This window comes from Belnapia sp., from assembly GCF_059504005.1.
This window is the reverse complement of the sequence record NZ_JCACHU010000099.1, coordinates 1-17,332: the sequence shown is the minus strand read 5'-3', so window position 1 is coordinate 17,332 and position 17,332 is coordinate 1. Positions and strand designations below refer to the sequence as shown.

General features: G+C 73.6%; 14 protein-coding genes. 10 read left to right on the top strand and 4 right to left on the bottom strand.

Going from position 1 to position 17,332, the window contains the following annotated elements:
- Window positions 1-108: 108 nt before the first annotated feature.
- A complete protein-coding gene (locus AC5JJ1_RS14270; RefSeq protein ID WP_495785772.1) occupies window positions 109-774 on the bottom strand; it encodes a cytochrome b/b6 domain-containing protein in 666 nt (221 codons plus the stop codon).
- 65 nt (window positions 775-839) lie between these two features.
- Here AC5JJ1_RS14270 and AC5JJ1_RS14265 point away from each other — a divergent pair, with 65 nt between their 5' ends.
- Together AC5JJ1_RS14265 and AC5JJ1_RS14260 are read left to right on the top strand one after the other, a co-directional pair.
- Window positions 840-1,616 (top strand): hypothetical protein, encoded by a 777-nt coding sequence (locus AC5JJ1_RS14265; protein ID WP_495785771.1) that lies wholly within the window; start codon window positions 840-842, stop codon window positions 1,614-1,616.
- Window positions 1,617-1,687: 71 nt separating this feature from the next.
- Window positions 1,688-2,689, top strand: a complete 1,002-nt coding sequence (locus AC5JJ1_RS14260) for a LysM peptidoglycan-binding domain-containing protein (protein WP_495785770.1) — start codon at window positions 1,688-1,690, stop codon at window positions 2,687-2,689.
- On the opposite strand, the gene AC5JJ1_RS14255 is transcribed toward AC5JJ1_RS14260, so the two are convergent.
- Complete coding sequence (locus tag AC5JJ1_RS14255) at window positions 2,623-3,057, bottom strand: hypothetical protein (protein ID WP_495785769.1); 435 nt, start codon at window positions 3,055-3,057, stop codon at window positions 2,623-2,625. The genes AC5JJ1_RS14260 and AC5JJ1_RS14255 overlap by 67 nt on opposite strands.
- 46 nt (window positions 3,058-3,103) lie before the next feature.
- Here AC5JJ1_RS14255 and AC5JJ1_RS14250 point away from each other — a divergent pair, with 46 nt between their 5' ends.
- From AC5JJ1_RS14250 to AC5JJ1_RS14235, 4 genes are all read left to right on the top strand, one after another.
- Window positions 3,104-3,793 (top strand): phosphatidylserine decarboxylase, encoded by a 690-nt coding sequence (locus AC5JJ1_RS14250; protein WP_495785768.1) that lies wholly within the window; start codon window positions 3,104-3,106, stop codon window positions 3,791-3,793.
- A complete protein-coding gene (locus tag AC5JJ1_RS14245) occupies window positions 3,790-4,677 on the top strand; it encodes a CDP-alcohol phosphatidyltransferase family protein (protein WP_495785767.1) in 888 nt (295 codons plus the stop codon). Before AC5JJ1_RS14250 ends, AC5JJ1_RS14245 begins: the two co-directional genes overlap by 4 nt.
- Before the next feature lie 95 nt (window positions 4,678-4,772).
- Window positions 4,773-5,729, top strand: coding sequence for a LipP1 family hormone-sensitive lipase (gene lipP1, locus AC5JJ1_RS14240; RefSeq protein ID WP_495785766.1), 957 nt, complete (start codon window positions 4,773-4,775; stop codon window positions 5,727-5,729).
- The gene (locus AC5JJ1_RS14235) at window positions 5,726-6,502 is read left to right on the top strand and encodes an SDR family NAD(P)-dependent oxidoreductase (RefSeq protein WP_495785765.1); all 777 of its coding nucleotides are present in this window, start codon (window positions 5,726-5,728) and stop codon (window positions 6,500-6,502) included. The genes lipP1 and AC5JJ1_RS14235 overlap by 4 nt, the downstream gene beginning before the upstream one ends.
- Here AC5JJ1_RS14235 and AC5JJ1_RS14230 read toward each other — a convergent pair.
- Both AC5JJ1_RS14230 and AC5JJ1_RS14225 read right to left on the bottom strand, forming a co-directional pair.
- Window positions 6,487-7,155: a TVP38/TMEM64 family protein gene (locus tag AC5JJ1_RS14230; protein ID WP_495785764.1), complete on the bottom strand. Its 669-nt coding sequence runs from the start codon at window positions 7,153-7,155 to the stop codon at window positions 6,487-6,489. The two genes, AC5JJ1_RS14235 and AC5JJ1_RS14230, sit on opposite strands and share 16 nt — an antisense overlap.
- Window positions 7,156-7,193: 38 nt before the next feature.
- Window positions 7,194-7,331 (bottom strand): hypothetical protein, encoded by a 138-nt coding sequence (locus tag AC5JJ1_RS14225; RefSeq protein ID WP_495785763.1) that lies wholly within the window; start codon window positions 7,329-7,331, stop codon window positions 7,194-7,196.
- A gap of 268 nt (window positions 7,332-7,599) precedes the next feature.
- Between AC5JJ1_RS14225 and AC5JJ1_RS14220 the strand changes: the two genes are divergently transcribed.
- From AC5JJ1_RS14220 to AC5JJ1_RS14205, 4 genes are read left to right on the top strand one after another with little or no spacing between them, the layout of a single operon-like run.
- Entirely contained in the window at window positions 7,600-8,088 is a 489-nt protein-coding gene (locus AC5JJ1_RS14220) for a hypothetical protein (protein WP_495785762.1), read from the top strand.
- 15 nt (window positions 8,089-8,103) lie between these two features.
- On the top strand, window positions 8,104-8,931 hold the full coding sequence (locus tag AC5JJ1_RS14215; RefSeq protein ID WP_495785761.1) for a cellulose synthase operon protein YhjQ/BcsQ: 828 nt from the start codon (window positions 8,104-8,106) through the stop codon (window positions 8,929-8,931).
- A complete protein-coding gene (gene bcsA, locus AC5JJ1_RS14210) occupies window positions 8,928-13,412 on the top strand; it encodes a UDP-forming cellulose synthase catalytic subunit (protein WP_495785760.1) in 4,485 nt (1,494 codons plus the stop codon). Before AC5JJ1_RS14215 ends, bcsA begins: the two co-directional genes overlap by 4 nt.
- Window position 13,413: 1 nt before the next feature.
- Entirely contained in the window at window positions 13,414-17,154 is a 3,741-nt protein-coding gene (locus tag AC5JJ1_RS14205; protein WP_495785759.1) for a cellulose biosynthesis protein BcsC, read from the top strand.
- Window positions 17,155-17,332: the final 178 nt, after the last annotated feature.

The window sequence follows — 17,332 nt, the reverse complement described above, 5'->3', positions numbered from 1 at the left end:
TTCCGGTGCCGTTGGAACGCGAGGGAGTATAACCATGCGCGGCATCATGCTTTGGCTTCTCGGCATCCCCATCCCGATCCTGATCCTGCTCTACCTCTTCAACATCCTCTAGCCGAAGCGCGTCACGCTGAAGACCAGCAAGGCCGCCGCGCCGAGCAAGGCGGCGGCCAGCATCGGCGAGCCGAGCCGCGGCGGCACCGCATCCGTCGGCAGCGCCTTGCGCCCGGTGACCATCGGCCGCACCAGGTCGTGGCCCTTCAGCAGCGCATAGGCGCCGACCGCCAGCACATGCAGCGAGGCGGCGGCGAGGATCAGGTTGAAGATGCGGTGGTGCAGCCCGGTCAACCAGTCGCTCGTCTCCGAGGCGACGGACTTGGCGAGCGGCCCGTAATCGCCGTAGCCGCTGTCGGAGAAGAGGCCCGTTACCGGCTGGGCCAGCAGCAGCGCCAGCAGCACCAGCACCATCCAGCCGCCGGCCGCATTGTGGCCGATCTCGCGGTCCGGGTCGGGCCGGGGGAACTCGCGCAGGTGGTGGAAGGCGGCGAGCGGCGACTTCAGGAAGCGCAGGAAGCGCGCCGTGTCCGAGCCGACGAAGCCCCAGGCGATGCGGAACAGCACCAGCGTCAGCACGGCATAGCCGGACCAGTAATGCGTCTTCATCCAGCCATTCTCGATGCTGGCGTAGGAGATGCCGATCAGCAGGACGATCGACCAGTGGACCAGCCTGATCCAGCCATCCCAGACCTTGACGTCCCGCGTCGGCGCCTCGCCCATCCTGCCTCTCCCTGGTGACCGCGCGATCCTAGCAGCGGGACTGGCGCTCGGGCAGGATGGGCCGGATGAGCATCGAACTTCTAATTCCCTGGCGTGGCGTCGCGGCGGCGCTGGTGGCGGCCTTGGCCTGGGCCGGGCTGTTCCGGCTGCTGCGGCGGGGCGACCTGGCGGGGCTCGGGGCAGGGATCGGGCTGGCGGTGGGCTGGGTGCTGGCGCTCGGCCTCGCCACCGGCACGCCGCGGCAACTGCCGGAGCGGCTGCCCGCCCTCGTCATCGGCGGGGCGCTGGCGGGGCTGGTGCTGGCGCTGGCCGGGCGGCGCGGAGCGGTGGCGGTGCTGCTGGCGGCGCTCGGGCTGATCGGCGCGGCCTGGTGGCTGGCGGGCGGGCCGCTGACCCTGCCCGACCTGCGCCGGGCGACGGTCCTGCTGCTGGCGCTGCTGGCGCTCGGCGCGGCGGGGCTGCTGGCGCTGCGCGGGCCGGTCGGGGCGGCGGCGACCATGGCGCTGCTGGCGGCGGGGCTCTGGCTCTTCGGCCCGCCGGGGCCCTGGTTCCTGCTGGCGCTGGTTGGCCTGGCGGCCTCCCTCGGCGCGCTGCCGGCCGGGGCCTGGAGCGCGGCAGCCGCCTTGCCGGTGGCGATCGGCCTCGCCGCGCTGGCGGCCGGGCCGGTGCTGGCGCGCGGCGGCACGGCGGATTGGCTGGTGGCGGCGTCGCCCTTTGCCGCGCTCTGGCTCGGCCCAGCGCTCGGCGGGCGGATCGGCGGCAGGGCCGGGGAGCCGGTGGGCTGGGCGGTGGCCGGGCTGCTCCCGCTCATGTTCGTTTGGTTACTGCATCGTAGCCACTGACCCTATGCGTCCGTTCAGATTATGGTAATATTTGACCATCGGATGACATGAATGCGGCCATGGCACAGGGCATGAAGTGGCTGGGCCTGATCGGGCTGGCGTTCGCGGCGCTGGTGGGCGGCATCCTTCTGTTGCCCGAGGCGCCGCTGCCGGCCGGCCGCCCCGTCGCCCAGGCCCTGCCCGCCGCGCCGGCTGCCATCGCCACTGCCGTGGCGCCTGCCGCGCCGTCCCCCGTTCGCCCGAGCTTCGACGTCGCCCGCATCGGCGCCCGGGGCATGCTGGTCTCGGCCGGCCGCGCCGCGCCGGGAGCAGAGGTGGTGCTGTTCGACGGTGGCCAGGAACTCGGCCGCGCCCGGGCCGATGGCCGCGGCGAATGGGTCATCCTGCCGGCCACGCCGCTGCCGCCCGGCATGCGCGAGCTCTCGCTGACCGCGCGCCTTGCCGGGGCCGAGCCGCTCGCCTCCGAGGACTCTCTCCTTCTCCTGGTGCCCGAGCCGGCCCAGCCGCAGGCCGCCATGGCGATGCTGCTGCCGCCGACCACCGGGGGCGCCGTCCAACCGCGCCTGCTCCAGGCCCCGGCCGAGGCGGCGCCGGAGCGCCAGCGCCTCGGCCTCGACGTGGTGGACTACGACGAGCAGGGCGGCATGCGCTTCGCCGGCAGCGCGCCGCCGGGCGCCAGGCTCCGTGTCTATGTCGGCCCGGAGCATGCCGGGGATGCGGTGGCGGATGGCGCCGGGCGCTGGAGCCTGGCGCCGGAGCGCCAGCCCGCCATCGGCCGGCACATGCTGCGGGTGGACCAGCTCGCCGCCGCCGGCTCCGTCGCGGCGCGGATCGAGCTGCCCTTCCAGCGCGAGCTCATCCCCGACGACCTGCTGCGCGACGGAAGGCTGATCGTCCAGCCTGGCTACAGCCTCTGGCGCATCGCCCGCCGGGTCTATGGCCGCGGGCCCCGCTACACGGTGATCTATGCCGCCAACCGCGAGCAGATCCGCGACCCCAACCGGATCTATCCCGGCCAGCTCTTCGCGGTGCCGGAGAGCGGCCCGCAGGCAGACTCCAGCCGGTCCAGATAGGGGTCGAGGTCGAGGGCGAAGCGCACCATGGCGGCCACCAGCTCGGTCGCCGTCGGCGGCTCCGACAGCGGGGCCGAGGCTTCCAGCACCACCCGATGGTCCGGCAGCAGACGCGCCTTCCAGCCCGGCGGCAGGCTGCCGGCGAGGGCGGCGATGGCCTCGAAAGCGCCCGGCCGGCCCGCCCGCGCCTCGGCCGTCGAGGGCACCCGGGCGGCGAAGGCGGCCAGATGCACCTCCTCCCGCGTCAGCGCCGCCTCGCAGCGGCGGCCGCGCCCGGCGAAGCGCATGGCGGGGCGGAGGCCCGGCGCGCGGGGTTGCAGGGTGCCGTCGCGGTCGACGGCGAAGGGGCCCAGGGTCAGGTTCGGCATGCGCATAGCTTGCCGCCGCGAGGTGAACGCACCATAAACCCGCGCCATGGCGCTCGGACAAAGTTTGCGGCTCGTGATGGCCCCGCCCCACAGGGCCGGCTACCCCTTCATCGCGATCGGCCTGGCCGTTTCGGTCCTCGGCGGGCTGCTGCTCGGCTCCTGGCTGTTCTGGCTGGGGCTGATCTTCACCCTCTTCTGCCTCTACTTCTTCCGCGACCCGCGCCGCGTGCCGCCGGACCGGGAGGGGCTGGTCGTCGCGCCGGCCGACGGGCATGTGGTGAGCGTCGTGCAGGCCGTGCCGCCGGCGGAGCTTGGCCTCGGCCCGGCGGCACGCTGGCGCGTCGCCATCTTCCTCTCGGTGCTCGACGTGCATGTGAACCGCTCGCCCGTCGCAGGGCGGATCACCCGCATCGCCTACCGGGCGGGGAAATTCCTCAGCGCCAACCTCGACAAGGCGAGCGAGGACAATGAGCGCAACGCCATGGCGCTGCGCCTGCCGGATGGGCGGGACGTCGCCGTGGTGCAGATCGCGGGGCTGGTGGCGCGGCGCATCCTCTGCGACGTGCGGGAGGGGGATAGCCTGGAGGCGGGCGAGCGCTTCGGCATCATCCGCTTCGGCAGCCGGACGGATGTCTACCTGCCCGAGGGGGTGCGGCCGATGGTGACCGTGGGCCAGACCATGATCGGCGGCGAGACGGTGCTCGCCGACCTCGCCCCGCCGAGGCTGCCGCTGTGAACGGGCCGCGCCTGCGGGGGCGGCTGCGGCGCCTCCGGCCGCGGACCCGGCCGCGCTACAAGGGCCCCTCTTTCAACCGGCTGATCCCCAACATCCTGACGATGCTCGGCCTCTGCGCCGGGCTGACCGCCATCCGCTTCGCCTTCGACGCGCAATGGGAGAAGGCGGCGGCGCTGATCGTCGTCTGCGCCGCAATCGATGCGCTGGACGGGCGCCTCGCCCGGCTGCTGAAGGCCACCAGCCGGTTCGGCGCCGAATTCGACAGCCTCTCCGACTTCCTCTGCTTCGGCGTGGCGCCGGCGCTGATCCTCTTCCTCTGGACCTTGCACGATGCGCGGGGGCTCGGCTTCACCCCCTGCCTGCTCTTTGCCGTCTGCTCGGCGCTCAGGCTCGCGCGGTTCAATGCCGCGATCGTGGAGGCGCCCGCCCTGCCGCTCGCCGGGCCGCCGCCGAAGCCGGCCTATTCGCAGAATTTCTTCACCGGCGTCCCAGCGCCGGCCGGGGCGGGCCTCGCGCTCTTCCCGCTCTTCGCCGCGCTGCTGTTCGAGGATTGGGGCTGGACGGGGCTGGCGGGTGCGGTGCGGCACCCGGCCTTCGTCGGCCTGCTGCTGGTGACGGTCGGCGGGCTGATGGTCTCGACCCTGCCGACCTGGAGCTTCAAGAATTTCAAGGTGCCGGCGGATTACGTGCTGCCGCTGCTGCTTGGCATCGGCGCCTATGTGGCGGTGCTGCTGACCGAGCCCTGGGCGGCGCTGGCCGCGGGCGGGCTGATCTATGGCGGCATGCTGCCCTTCTCCACCCGCAGCTACCGGCGGCTGAAGCGCGAGGCGGAATCGATGCTCGAGCCCGTGGTGGTGGGCGGGGGCGAGGAGCGGGCGGGCTAGGCTTCCGCTCCGGGGCGGCTTGCGGCAGCGGCCGGGAGGCGCAAGATGGCCGGGCGAACCCTTTCCGCCCACGCATCCTGGACAGGCTGAACCCCATGCCCATCGACCCCGGCGCGCAGCGCGTCCTCGACCTGATCCGCGAGATGGGCCGCCCGCCCATCCATACGCTGAGCCCGGAGGAGGCCCGGGTCGCCTCCGCCAAGTCCCGCACCGTGCTGCAGCCGGAGCCGGAGGCGGTGGCGGAGGTCGAGGACCTGAGCTGCCCCGGCCCGGCCGGCCCGGTCAGGCTGCGCCGCTACCGCGCCGCCGGCACCGAGGCCGGCGAGGTGCTGCCCTGCCTGCTCTTCCTCCATGGCGGCGGCTGGGTGATCGGCGACCTCGACAGCCATGACCAGCCCTGCCGGCTGCTGGCCAATGCGGCGCGCTGCTGCGTCATCGCCGTCGACTACCGGATGGGGCCGGAGCACCCCTACCCGGCGGCGGTGGAGGACAGCGCGGCGGCGCTGCGCTGGGTGGCGGCGAATGCCGCCGCGCTCCGCATCGACCCGGCGAAGCTCGCGGTCGGCGGCGACAGCGCCGGCGGCAACCTGGCCGCCGTGCTGGCCATCATGGGGCGGGACGGCACGGTGCCTGCCGTCGGCTACCAGATGCTGCTCTACCCGGCGACCGACATGGCGGCGCATCGCCCGGCTTATGAGCGTTTCACCGAGGGGCTGATCCTCACCAGCGACACCATGCGCTGGTTCATCGGCCATTACGTGCCGGACCCGAAGCGGCGCTTCGAGTGGCAGGCCTCGCCGCTGCGGGCGAACAGCCTGGCCGGAACGCCGCCCGCCTTCGTCATGACCGCAGGCTACGACCCGCTGGTCGACGAGGGTGCGGCCTATGCCCGGCGGCTCGAGGAGGACGGCGTGCGCGTCACCTACCTGCATGTCGCCGACCAGATCCATGCCTTCCTCACCATGGGCAGGTTCATCCCCGCCTCGGCCCTGGTGCTGCGGCAGGCGGCGCTGTCGATGGCGCATCACTGGGCCGAGGAGGCGGTGCTGTGACCGGCGCGAAGGGGATGCTCGACGGCAAGTCGGCGCTGGTGACGGGCGCCGGCTCCGGCATCGGCCGGGCGACGGCGCTGGCCTTCGCCCGCGAGGGGGCCTGGGTGGCCGCGGCCGACCAGACGCTGGAGGCGGCGCAGCGGACCGTCGCCGCCATCGAGGCCCAGGGAGGCGAGGCCGTCGCCATCGCCTGCGACGTGACCGACGATGAGCAGGTGCAGGCGATGGTCGCCGCCGCCGTCGCGGCCTTCGGCGGGCTCGACTGCGCCTTCAACAATGCCGGCATCGCGCCGCACCAGGTCAACGCGACGGGCGTGCTCGCCGCCGACCTGGCCGAGGCCTCCTGGCAGCGGCTGCTCGACGTGAACCTGACGGGCGTCTGGCGCTGCCTGCGGCACGAGGTGGCGCAGATGCGCAAGCAGGGCGGCGGCGCCATCGTCAACACCGCCTCCGTCGCCGGGCTGCGCGGGCTGCCGGGGGCGGCGGGCTATGTCGTCGGCAAGCACGGCGTGGTCGGGCTGACCAAGGCGGCGGCCGTCGACCACGCGGCGGAGAACATCCGCATCAACGCCGTCTGCCCCGGCTATATCGAGACGCCGATGACCGAGGAGTCGAAGCGTCGCCGCGGCGACGCGATCATCGCCCGCACCGCGCTCGGCCGCTTCGGCGTGCCGGAGGAGATCGCGGAGGCGGTGGTCTGGCTCTGCTCCGAGCGGGCGAGCTTCGTCACCGGCTCCAACTGGACGGTGGACGGGGGCTACTCCGCCCTCTGAAACCGGTTCTTCAGCGGGATGGCGGCGAGCGACAGCGCCGCCAGCCCGCACAAGGCGCCGAGCACCTGCGGCGTCAGGATGGAGCGCAGCTCGAGCGGCCCGCCTGAATCAAGCACCGAGCCGAGCCCCGCGCCCGACAGCGCGAAGACCGCCGTCGCCGGCAGGATGCCGAGGCAGGTCGTCACCGCATAGACCGGCAGCCGCACCCCGACGAAGGCCGGCACGAGGTTGACGAGGAAGAAGGGGAAGAGCGGCACCAGCCGCAGCACCAGCAGGTAGGACCAGGCATTGCGGCGGATGCCCTCCGCCAGCCTCCGCCCGCGCTCGCCGAAGCGGTCCAGCGCCTTGGCGCCGAAGATCGCCCGGGCGAAGAGGAAGACCAGCACCGCCCCCGCCGTCGCCCCGGCGACCGCCAGCAGCGTCCCCGCCAGCGCGCCGAAGAGGAAGCCGCCCGTCAGGGTCAGGATGACGGCACCCGGGATCGAGAAGGCGACAGCCGCGGTATACATCCCGACATAGGCCAGCGCCGCCCCGAGCTGATGCGCCGCGACCCAGGCGGTGAGCTCCGCCCGATGGCTGCGCAGGGTCTCGAGCGAGAGCAGACCGCCGAGCCCCGAGACGCGCAGCCCGAGGATGACCGCGGCCGCTGCCACGGCCAGCCAGAGCCGGCGATCCCGAAGCCAGCGGATGGCTAGAGCTCCAGCCCGGCGAGGAGGAAGAGGCAGAACAGCACCGCCATCACGGCCATGCTGCCGATGGTGTAGCGCAGGGCGCTGGTCTTGCCGCTCTCGCCGTAGCGGGTGGCGGTGCGGACGGGCTCGATGAGCATCGCTGGAATCCTCGAGAGGGGACGGAGATTAAGCTGAATCGGCCATGGGCCACCACGGCTGGTAGACGCCGCCGTCTATATTACCTATAGATGCAACAGGCCACAGAATTTCCCGCAAAGGGTTCTGAAGCAGGCTGCGCTCTTAAGCTTCATTCTGCTAAGAAGGTGGAAACGCCATTCGTCATACGGTTGCAGCGGAAGGCTGGACCCCACATCATGTCGATGCTTTATCGGAGGTTGCTCTACCGTGGAGCGTGAAGTCGCAAAGGTGGCTGCTGCCTGCGATCTCAGGGCGTTCCGCTACATCCCCTTCCCCGCCATCGAGTTCGACCCGATCCCGATCGCACCGGAGGCGGAAGCCGAGGCCGTGCCGATGCCGGCCGAGCTTCCCCCCATCGCCATCCCGGAGCCCGTTGCGGCGTCCGAGCCCGTCGCGGTGGCCGAGCCGGTCGCCGCCGCGCCGCCCGCGGCGGCATGGGTGCCCAAGCCTCTGCCCTTCCCGCCACCGGCCCCGGTCGAGCGCCTGCCCGAGCCGCCAGCCGCCCGGCGCTACCGCATGCTCGATGAACTCATCCCCGAGCCGGAACCCGAACCCGCCGCCCCGGCGCCCGCGCCACCGGGCCGCCCCTCGGGCCGGCCGGCTGCCCGTCCTGCCATGCCGGCCCTGCCCGGCAGCGCGGCCGCCCGCTCGACCTCGCCCGCCCCACATTCCTCCAGGCCGCGCGGCAGCACGCCGCGGCGCGCCTGGCCAGGCTGAAGGCCAACCGCCGCCATGCCGCTCATCGCATTCGCCTCACCCAAGGGAGGTGTCGGCAAGACGACCCTCGCCGCCCATGTCGCGGCGCTGCTCGCGCAGCGCGGGCATCGCGTCCTCGCCCTCGACCTCGACTCGCAGAATGCGCTGCGACTGCAGTTCGGCCTGCCGCTGCGGGACGAGGCGGGCTTCCTCGGCGAGATTACGCGTCGCCCGCCCTGGCGCCACGCCGCGGTCGAGACCGGTTACGGGGTCCGCCTGCTGCCCTATGGCACGGTCGACCCGCTGACCGCGCTCGACACCACCCAGGCGCTCCATTCCGATCCGGAGCTGCTGGCCGGCCCGATGCGGGAGATGCTGGCCGATCCCGACCAGGTCGTCGTCGCCGACAGCCCGCCCGGGCCGACGCCGGCGCTGGGCGCCATCCTGCCGCAGGTCGATCTGCTTGTCGTCGTGCTACTGGCCGATGGGGCGAGCGCGGCGCAGATCCCGCTGGTCGCCTCCAACCGCTGGCTCGGCCGCGGCAGGCTCGCGGCGCGGGTTGGGGAGAAGGCCGTCGTGGTGCTCAACCAGGTCGATCTCGACGCGCCGCTCGGCAGCGCGGTCTTCGACGGCGCGGCGGAGGTGCTCGGCACCCGGCTGGTCGGCGCCGTCTGCCGCGACGAGGCGGTGGCCGAGGCGCTGGCCGACAAGCGCATGCTGCTCGATGCCCATGAGGGGCCGGCGGCCGAGGACCTGTGCGCCGTCGCGGAGGGCATCGCCACCCGCCTGCGGCTGGCGCCGCCCGGCAGCCAGGCGCGCCGCCGCACCGGCTTTTCCGCACTCAGCGAGTGGGGCCTTCGATGAGCGCCGCGACCTTTCCCGCCCCGGCCTTCCCGGCGCCGCCGAAGCTGCGGCACCGGCTGCTGCGCGCGACGCTGGTCGCGCTCGGCCTCCTCGCCTGCTTCGTCTACATCACCGTGCCTATGGAGGCGGAGCAGCAGGCGGTGCTGACCACCGGCGGCATCCTGGCCTTCCTCGTCCTGAACCGCTTCCAGTCCCGTCGCATCGGCCTGGTGCTGGTGGTGATGTCGATCACCATCACCTTCCGCTACCTCTACTGGCGGGCGACGGACACGCTGGAGTTCGAGACCTGGCCGCAGATCGTCCTCGGCGTGCTGCTCTTCCTGGCGGAGCTCTATGCCGGGTTGCTGATGGCGCTCTCCTACCTGCAGACCTCCTGGCCGCTGGACCGCAAGCCGGTGCCGCTGCCGGCCGACCCGGACCTCTGGCCGAGCATCGACGTCTACGTCCCCTCCTACAACGAGTCGCTCGACCTGGTGCGGCCGACCGTGCTGGCGGCGATGAACATGGACTGGCCGCGCGAGAAGCTGAACGTCTACATCCTGGATGACGGGCGGCGCCCGGAATTCCGCCGGTTCGCCGAGGAGAGCGGCTGCGGCTACGTCATCCGCCCGGACAACAAGGGCGCCAAGGCGGGCAACATCAACCACGCGCTGCGGCACACCAAGGGCGAGCTCATCGCCATCTTCGACTGCGACCATGCGCCGACGCGTTCCTTCCTCCAGCTCACCGTGGGCTGGCTGGTACGGGACGCGCGCATCGCCATGGTGCAGACGCCGCACTACTTCTACTCGCCCGATCCCTTCGAGCGGAACCTGGCCCGCAAGCGGCCGGTGCCGAATGAGGGGCTGCTTTTCTACGGCGCCATCCAGCCAGGCAACGACCTCTGGAACGCGGCCTTCTTCTGCGGCTCCTGCGCCGTCATCCGCCGCACCGCGCTCGAGGAGGTGGGCGGCGTGCCGCACATCACCGTCACCGAGGACTGCCACTGCTCGCTGCTGATGCAGAAGCGCGGCTGGCACACCGCCTATATCCGCCTGCCGCTCGCCTCCGGGCTGGCGACGGAGCGGCTGGCGCTGCATATCGGCCAGCGGATGCGCTGGGCGCGCGGCATGATGCAGATCATGCGGCTCGAGAGGACCATCGTGGCCGAAGGCCTCGGCTGGTGGCAGCGGCTCTGCTACTTCATGGGCGGCTTCGGCTTCCTCTTCGCCATCCCGCGCCTGGTCTTCCTCACCTCGCCGCTCGCCTTCCTCTTCTTCGGCCAGAGCGTGATCGCAGCGAGCCCCTTGGGCATCATCGCCTATGCGGGGTCGCACATGTTCCACGCGGTTGCCACCACGGCGCGGCTGAACGGCAAGCACCGCCACTCCTTCTGGTCGGAGATCTACGAGGCCTCGCTCGCCTGGCCGCTGGTCCCCGTCACCTTCAAGACGCTCTGGGACCCGACCAAGGGCAAGTTCAACGTCACCGACAAGGGCGGCATGGTGGAGGAAGGCTATCTCGACCTGCCGACCGTGCTGCCCATGGTGGTGCTGACCGTGCTGCTGCTGATCGGCCTCGGCATCGGCCTCGTCGGCATCGCCACCACCGACAGCTCCACCCTGCAGTACCGCGCCTATCTGCTGAACACCATATGGGCCGCGCTTTGCGTCATTCCCGCCTCGGCCGCCGTGGCGGTGGGGCGGGAGCGGGAGCAGATGCGCGTCCGCGCCCGCACCGATGCGGTGGTGCCGGCGACGCTCAGGCTGGCGAGCGGCGAGAGCATCCAGGCGCAGACCTCGAACATCTCCCTCTCCGGCGCCCGGATCACCCTGGCCCGCCCGCTCGGCTCCATGGAGGGCGACCGCGCCAGCATCGCCTTCGAGACCTGCGGCGAGCTGATCGAGGTGCAGGCCGAGGTGCTGCGCTGGGTGGATGACGAGGTCTTCCTCCGCTTCGTGGTGGAGACGCTCGCCGACGAGGCGGCCGTCGCCCGCGTCTTCTTCGGCCGGCCCGATGCCTGGCTGCACTGGGATGACTGGCCCGTGGACAAGCCGCTTCGCTCTCTATCCAATGTCGTGCTGGCGACCGCTGACGCGGTCTTCCGCAAGTACCGCATCGCCTTCCCGAAGACGGTGCAGAAGCCGATGCGGGCCGGGGGCCCGGCGCCGGCCGCGCCCGTCCGCGTCTCCGACGTGGTGGAGCCGCGGCGGCGCCGGCAGGTGGCAGCCGCCGTCACCGGCGCGCTGCTCGGGCTCCTGGCCTTCGCCCCGGGCAGCTCGGCCCAGCCGTTGCCGGCCCTGGCGCCGGCCCCCCTGGCCGCCGCGGCGCGGCCGGCCGAACCGGTCGACGGCGTGCGCCAGATCAACCCGACGCTGCGCGAGCTCGGCCTCGCCGGGCCGATGCAGCTGCGCGGCATCTCCGACCTGCAGGGCGTGCAGTTCGGCCTGCGCGCCGACGAGGTGGTGACGGAGGCGAAGCTCTCCGTCTCCGGCGGCGTCTCGCCGCAGCTCATCCCCTCGCTGTCGCAGGTCGCCATCACGCTGAACGAGCAGTTCGTCGGCACCATCCCGGTCGACCCGGCGCGGCAGGCCTTCGGGCCGATGGAATTCCCGCTCGACCCGCTCTTCTTCAGCGACATCAACCGCCTGAATTTCCGCTTCTCCGGCCGCTATGCGGTGGAGTGCAACGACCCGCTCTCCGGCCTGCTCTGGGCGACCGTCTCCGACCTCTCGACCGTTTCCATGCGGATCGAGCGGCTGCCGCCGACGCGCGACCTCGCCCGCCTGCCGGAGCCGCTCTTCGACCGGCGCGTGCTGCGCGGGGCGCTGACCCTGCCGGTGGTGATCGCCGAGAATGCCGGGCCCGGCACGCTGCGCGCCGCGGCCATCGCCACCTCCTGGTTCGCGGTGCAGGCGGACTACCGCGGCGCGAGCTTCCCGGTGGAGCGCACCCCGCCGCCCAAGGGCGATGCGGTGGTCTTCGCCCTCGGCACGGATGCGGTGCCCGGCCTCGCCCTGCCGCGGTTCGACGGGCCGACCATCGCCCTCGTCGCCAACCCGTCCGACAGCTTCGGCACGCTGCTCGTCCTCGGCGGGCGGACGGAGGCGGAGGTGGCCGCCGCCGCCTCGGTGCTCGCCGTCGGCAAGGCGGCGCTGTCGGGGGAGCTGGCGCGCGTCGCGCCGCCCAGCATCGCCCCGCGCCGGCCCTACGACTCGCCGCGCTGGGTGGCGACCGACCGGCCGGTCACGCTCGGCAGCCTGGTCGAGAAGGCCGACCTCCAGGGCTATGGCTACGCCCCGGCGCCGATCCGCGTGCCGCTGCGCACCGCGCCCGACATCCTCACCTGGCGCAACCACGGCTTCCCGGTCGACCTGAAATACCGTGCGCCGCCGGGGCCGGTGATCGACATCTCCGCCTCGCGGCTCGACGTCTCGGTCTCGGAGACCTATCTGCGCTCGCTGCCGCTCAACCCAGGCGAGCTCTGGTGGCCGCTCGAGGCAGCCTGGCGCCGCGTCTTCGGCAGCCCGGAGCTCCGCGAGGGCCGGGCCAGCGTGCCGCCCTACCTGCTGCTCGGGCGGGACGAGCTGCAGCTCCGCTTCGACATGCGGCCGCTGGCGCGCGGCGAATGCGTCGCCACGCCGTCGGACCTGCGCGCCTCGGTAGAACCGGAGAGCACCATCGACCTGAGCCGCATCCACCGCTACGCGCGGATGCCCAACCTTGGCTTCTTCGCCTCCGCCGGCTTCCCCTTCACGCGGATGGCCGACCTCTCCGGCACCGCGGTGGTGCTGCCGGAGCGGCCGACGGCGGTGGAGACGCAGGTCTTCCTCGAGCTGATCGGCCAGCTCTCCGTCATCGTCGGCCTGCCGGCGACGGGGGTGCAGGTGGTGCATGCCAGCGGCCTCGCTTCCGTCGCCGGGCGGGACCTGCTGGCGATCGGGCCGCTCGGCCGCATGCCCGCCTTCGCCACGCTGCTGAAGGAGACGCCGGTGCGGCTGGAGGGCGAGCGGCTGGTGCTCGCCCTGCCGGATGCGCTGCAGGATGTCCGCGCCGTCTTCCTCGGCGAGGCGGGCCGGGGCGAGCGCAACCGCGCCGCTGCCGCCTTCGCCGATGCCGGGGAAGGGCTCGGCGCCATCATCGGCACGGAGAGCCCGCTGCAGTCCGGCCAGTCCATCGTCGCCATCACCGGCGCCACCCAGGCCTCGGTCGCCGCCATGGCCGGGGCGCTGCGCGACCCGGTGCAGTCCCGCCGCATCCAGGGCGATGTGGTGGTGATGGCCGGCGGGCCGGTCACCGCCTATCGCGCCATGCCGCGCTACGAAACCGGCGATCCGGGCTGGTGGCTGCTGCCGCAGATCTGGTTCGGCAACCACCCGGAGCGGGCGCTGGCGCTGCTGGTGACGGCGGCGCTCGCCATGGGCGGCTGCTTCTACTGGATGCTCCGCCGCCGCGCGGCGATCCGCCTGCGCGGCCGCACCCCCGTCGAGAAGGCCCATTGAGATGAGGACCCGGCTTGCCCAACTCGGGGCGCTCGCGCTGCTGGCGCCCTGCGCCGGCCTGGCCCAGCCGGCGGAGGCCCCGCTCGCCGCGCAGGCGAGCCTCGCCCCGAATGCGGGCAGCAGCCGCTCCGCGGTGGAGCTGCTGGTGCGCCAGGCGGAGCGCTGGCTGAGCCAGGACCGCGCCGACCTCGCGGCCTCCTCCATCGAGCGGGCGCTGCAGGCGGACCCGACCAACACCAACGCCCTCGCCGCCGCGGCGCGGATCGAGGCGGCGCGGGACAACCGCACAGCGGCGGCGGCCTATCTCGCCCGGCTGCGCGCGGCGGGCGGGACGGAGGAGCAGCGGGCGCAGGTCGACAATGCGGTGCGCGGCGCCACCATCGACCGCGGCTCGCTGGAGACGGCGCGGCAGCTGGCGCGCGACGGCAAGGCGGCCGAGGCGGTGGCGCGCTACCGGGCGCTGTTCGGCCAGGCCGGACCGCCGGAGCAATTCGCCCTCGAATACTACCAGACCATGGCCGCAGCCCCGGCGGGCGGCGAGGAAGGGCGGCGCGGCCTCGCCGCCCTGGCCGAGCGGCCGAATGGCGACCCGCGCGCACGCCTCGCCTATGCGCAGACGCTGACCTACCAGCCCGGGACGCGGGCGCAGGGGATCGAGCGGCTGGCAGGGCTGGTCGACCAGCCGGGGATCGGGACGGAGGCGCGGCGGGCCTGGCGGCAGGCGCTGGTTTGGGGCATCGGCGACCCGGCCGCGGTGCCGCAGCAGGAGGCCTATCTCCGCCGCTTCCCCGAGGATGACGAGCTGCGCCGGCGCATCGAGACCGCCCGCGCCGCCGTCCCGCCGCCCGACCCCGGCGCTGCGGCGCGGCAGGAGGGCTTCGCCCGGCTCGATGCGGGCGGGCTGCGCGATGCGACGCGGCAGTTCGAGGCCGCCATCGCCGCCAATCCGAATGACGCGGATGCGCTCGGCGGCCTCGGCATCGTCCGGCTGCGCGAGGGCAAGACGGCCGAGGCCCGCACCCTGCTGGATCGCGCCGTCGCGGCCGACCCGGCCCGCGCGGCGCAGTGGCAGAAGGCGCTGGACGGCGCCAGCTACGGCGCCGAGCTGGCCGAGGGCCGCGCGCTGCTGCGCGCCGGCAAGCTCGACGAGGCGGATACGGTGCTGCGCCGCGCCGTCCGCCGCGAGGCCGACGACAAGACGGATGCCGAGGTGGCGCTCGGCGAGCTGGCGCTGAAGCGCGGCGACCCGGCGGCGGCGGAGCAGCGCTTCCGCACCGCGCTGACCCGGCGGCCGGGCTTCGTGCCGGCGCAGCTCGGGCTGAACCAGGCGCTGCGGGCGCTCGGCCGGACCTCGGAGATGGTCGCGGTGGCGACGCCGCGGCCGGTGCTCTCGCCGGGCGAGGCCCAGGCGGCGCAGTACCGCGAAGAGGCGGCGCGGGCGGCCGACCCGGCCGCAGCCACCGCCCTGCTACGCAACGCCATGGCGCTGGTGCCGAACGATCCCTGGGTGCGCCTCGACCTCGCCCGTGCCCTGCGGCGCGAGGGGCGGGCCGGCGAGGGCCGGGCGCTGGTGGAGGAGCTGGCGGCCCGCGGCGCGAGCGGCGACGCCGTCATGGCCGCCGCCCTCCTGGCCGACGAGGAGGGCCGGGCCGCCGATGCGGAGGCGCTTATCAACCGCATCCCGCCCGGCCGCCGCAGCGCCGACATGGCGCGGCTGGCGCAGCGGGCGCGCGCCACGGCCGAGGTGGAGCGGGCGGGGCAGATGCTGCGCGGCGGCAACATCGAGGGGCGGCAGCGGCTGCTGATGCTGGCGGCACGGCCCGACCCCTCGGGCGCGACGGCGGCGGCGGTGATCCGCGCCTTCGCCGCGGCCAATGACCGCTTCGGTGCGGCCGAGGCAGGGCGGATCGGCCAGACGGCCAACCGGGCGGGCGGCGCGCGGGCGCAGCTCGCCATCGCCGGCGCCCTGCTGGGGGCCGGGCTGGAGGCGGAGGCGGGGGCGCTGGCCGATGCCGCCGACGCGACGAGCCTGCCGGCGGACCAGCGGCGCGACCTCGCCTCGCTGCGCACCGGCATCGCCATCCGCGCCGCCGACCGGCTGAACTCGAGTGGCGACCAGGCCGGTGCCTTCGAGCGGCTGCGCCCGGCGCTCGCCGCCAACCCGGACAGCCCCGAGCTGCGGCTGGCGCTCGCCCGGCTGTACCAGGGGGCCCGGCGGCCGGCGGAGGCGATGCGGCTGGCCGAGCAGGTGCTGGCGCGGGACCCGCGCGACCTCGATGCCCGGCGCAGCGCGGTGGATGCGGCACTTGCCGCGGGCGACCGCCCGCGGGCGGAGGCGCTGGTGGCCGAGGGGCGGGCGCTGGCGCCGCAGGATGCGCGGGCGACCCTGCTCGAGGCCCGCGTGGCGCGCGCCTCCGGGCAGGACAGCCGGGCGCGGCGGGCGCTGGAGCTGGCGGCGGAGCAGCGGCAGCAGGAGGTGGCGCGGCCGGTCGCCATGGCGCAAGGGGCCGGCCTGCCGGGGGATGCCACGCCGGTCTCCCTCCGGGGGGCGGAGAATCCCTTCGCCCGCGGCGGCCTCGTCGCCACGCCCGGGCGGGCGCCGCTGGTGGCGCTGCCGAGCGACCCGGTGGCGCAGGACATCGCGGCGCAGCTTGCGGCGCTCGAGGATGAGACGGCGCCGCGGATGAACGGCACCGTCGGCGGCCGGGCCCGCTCCGGCTCGCGCGGGCTCGACCGGTTGAACGAACTCTCGGGCTCGGTGACGGCCTCCGTCTCGCCGGGGGCGCTCGGCGGGCGGCTCAGCGCGACGATCAGCCCGGTCACCATCGACAGCGGCAGGCTCGGCGCCGACGAGAACACGCGGCGGCGCTTCGGCGCCAACCTGCTCAACGGCCCCGGCGGGGCAGGGCCGAGCACGGCCTCCGGCGTCGGCGTCTCGGTCGGCTATGCGCGGTCGGACTGGCTGCGGGCGGATGTCGGGACGACGCCGCTCGGCTTCCAGGCGACAAACCTGCTTGGCGGGATCGAGCTGGCGCCGGCGATCACCGACAACCTCCGCCTGCGCTTCACCGCGGAGCGGCGGGCAGTCACCGACAGCCTGCTGTCCTGGTCGGGCACGCGGGATCCGGTCCAGGGGCGCTGGGGCGGGGTGACGCGCACCGGCGGGCGGGCGCAGGTCGAGATCCCGGTCGGGCGCGGCTATGTCTATGCCGGCGGCGGCTATGCGGTCTACGAGGGCGACCAGGTCGCGCGCAACACCCGGACGGAGGCGGGGCTCGGCTTCGGCTACCCGATCATCCGCGACGGGGATACGGAGCTGACGACGGGCGTCGACCTGGTCTACTTCGCCTTCGACAAGAACCTGCGCTACTTCACCTATGGCCAGGGCGGCTACTACAGCCCGCAGAGCTATGCGGCGATCAACCTGCCCGTCGACTACCGCAGCAAGATCGGCGACCTCAGCTACCGCGTCGGCGGGACGATCGGCTACGTGAACTGGCGCGAGAGCGACAGCGACTTCTTCCCGAACAACCGCGACCTGCAGGCGGATGCGGCCCGGAAGGAGGGCGCCGGCCTGGCGCGCTACCCGGGCCAGTCCACGAGTGGGCTGATCGGCGGGCTGCGGGCGGATGTGGACTATGCGCTCACGCCGCGGCTCAGCCTCGGCGGCGCCTTCCGCTACGACAAGGCCGCCAACTTCGACGAGACGCGGGTTCTGCTGCGGCTGAACAACCGGTTCTGATTTTTCCAGCTTCCGCCAGACAAAACCCGCCGCGGCTTTGCCATGGCGGGACGCGACGCGCCAGGCGAGAAAGCCCTTCCGATGGGGCCCCCGCTGCGACGCGTAGCGTCGTAGTGGGGAGGGGAAAAAAACTAGGTTGGCAAAGTTTGCTGCTGCACGGCGTTGATTGAGGGATCCT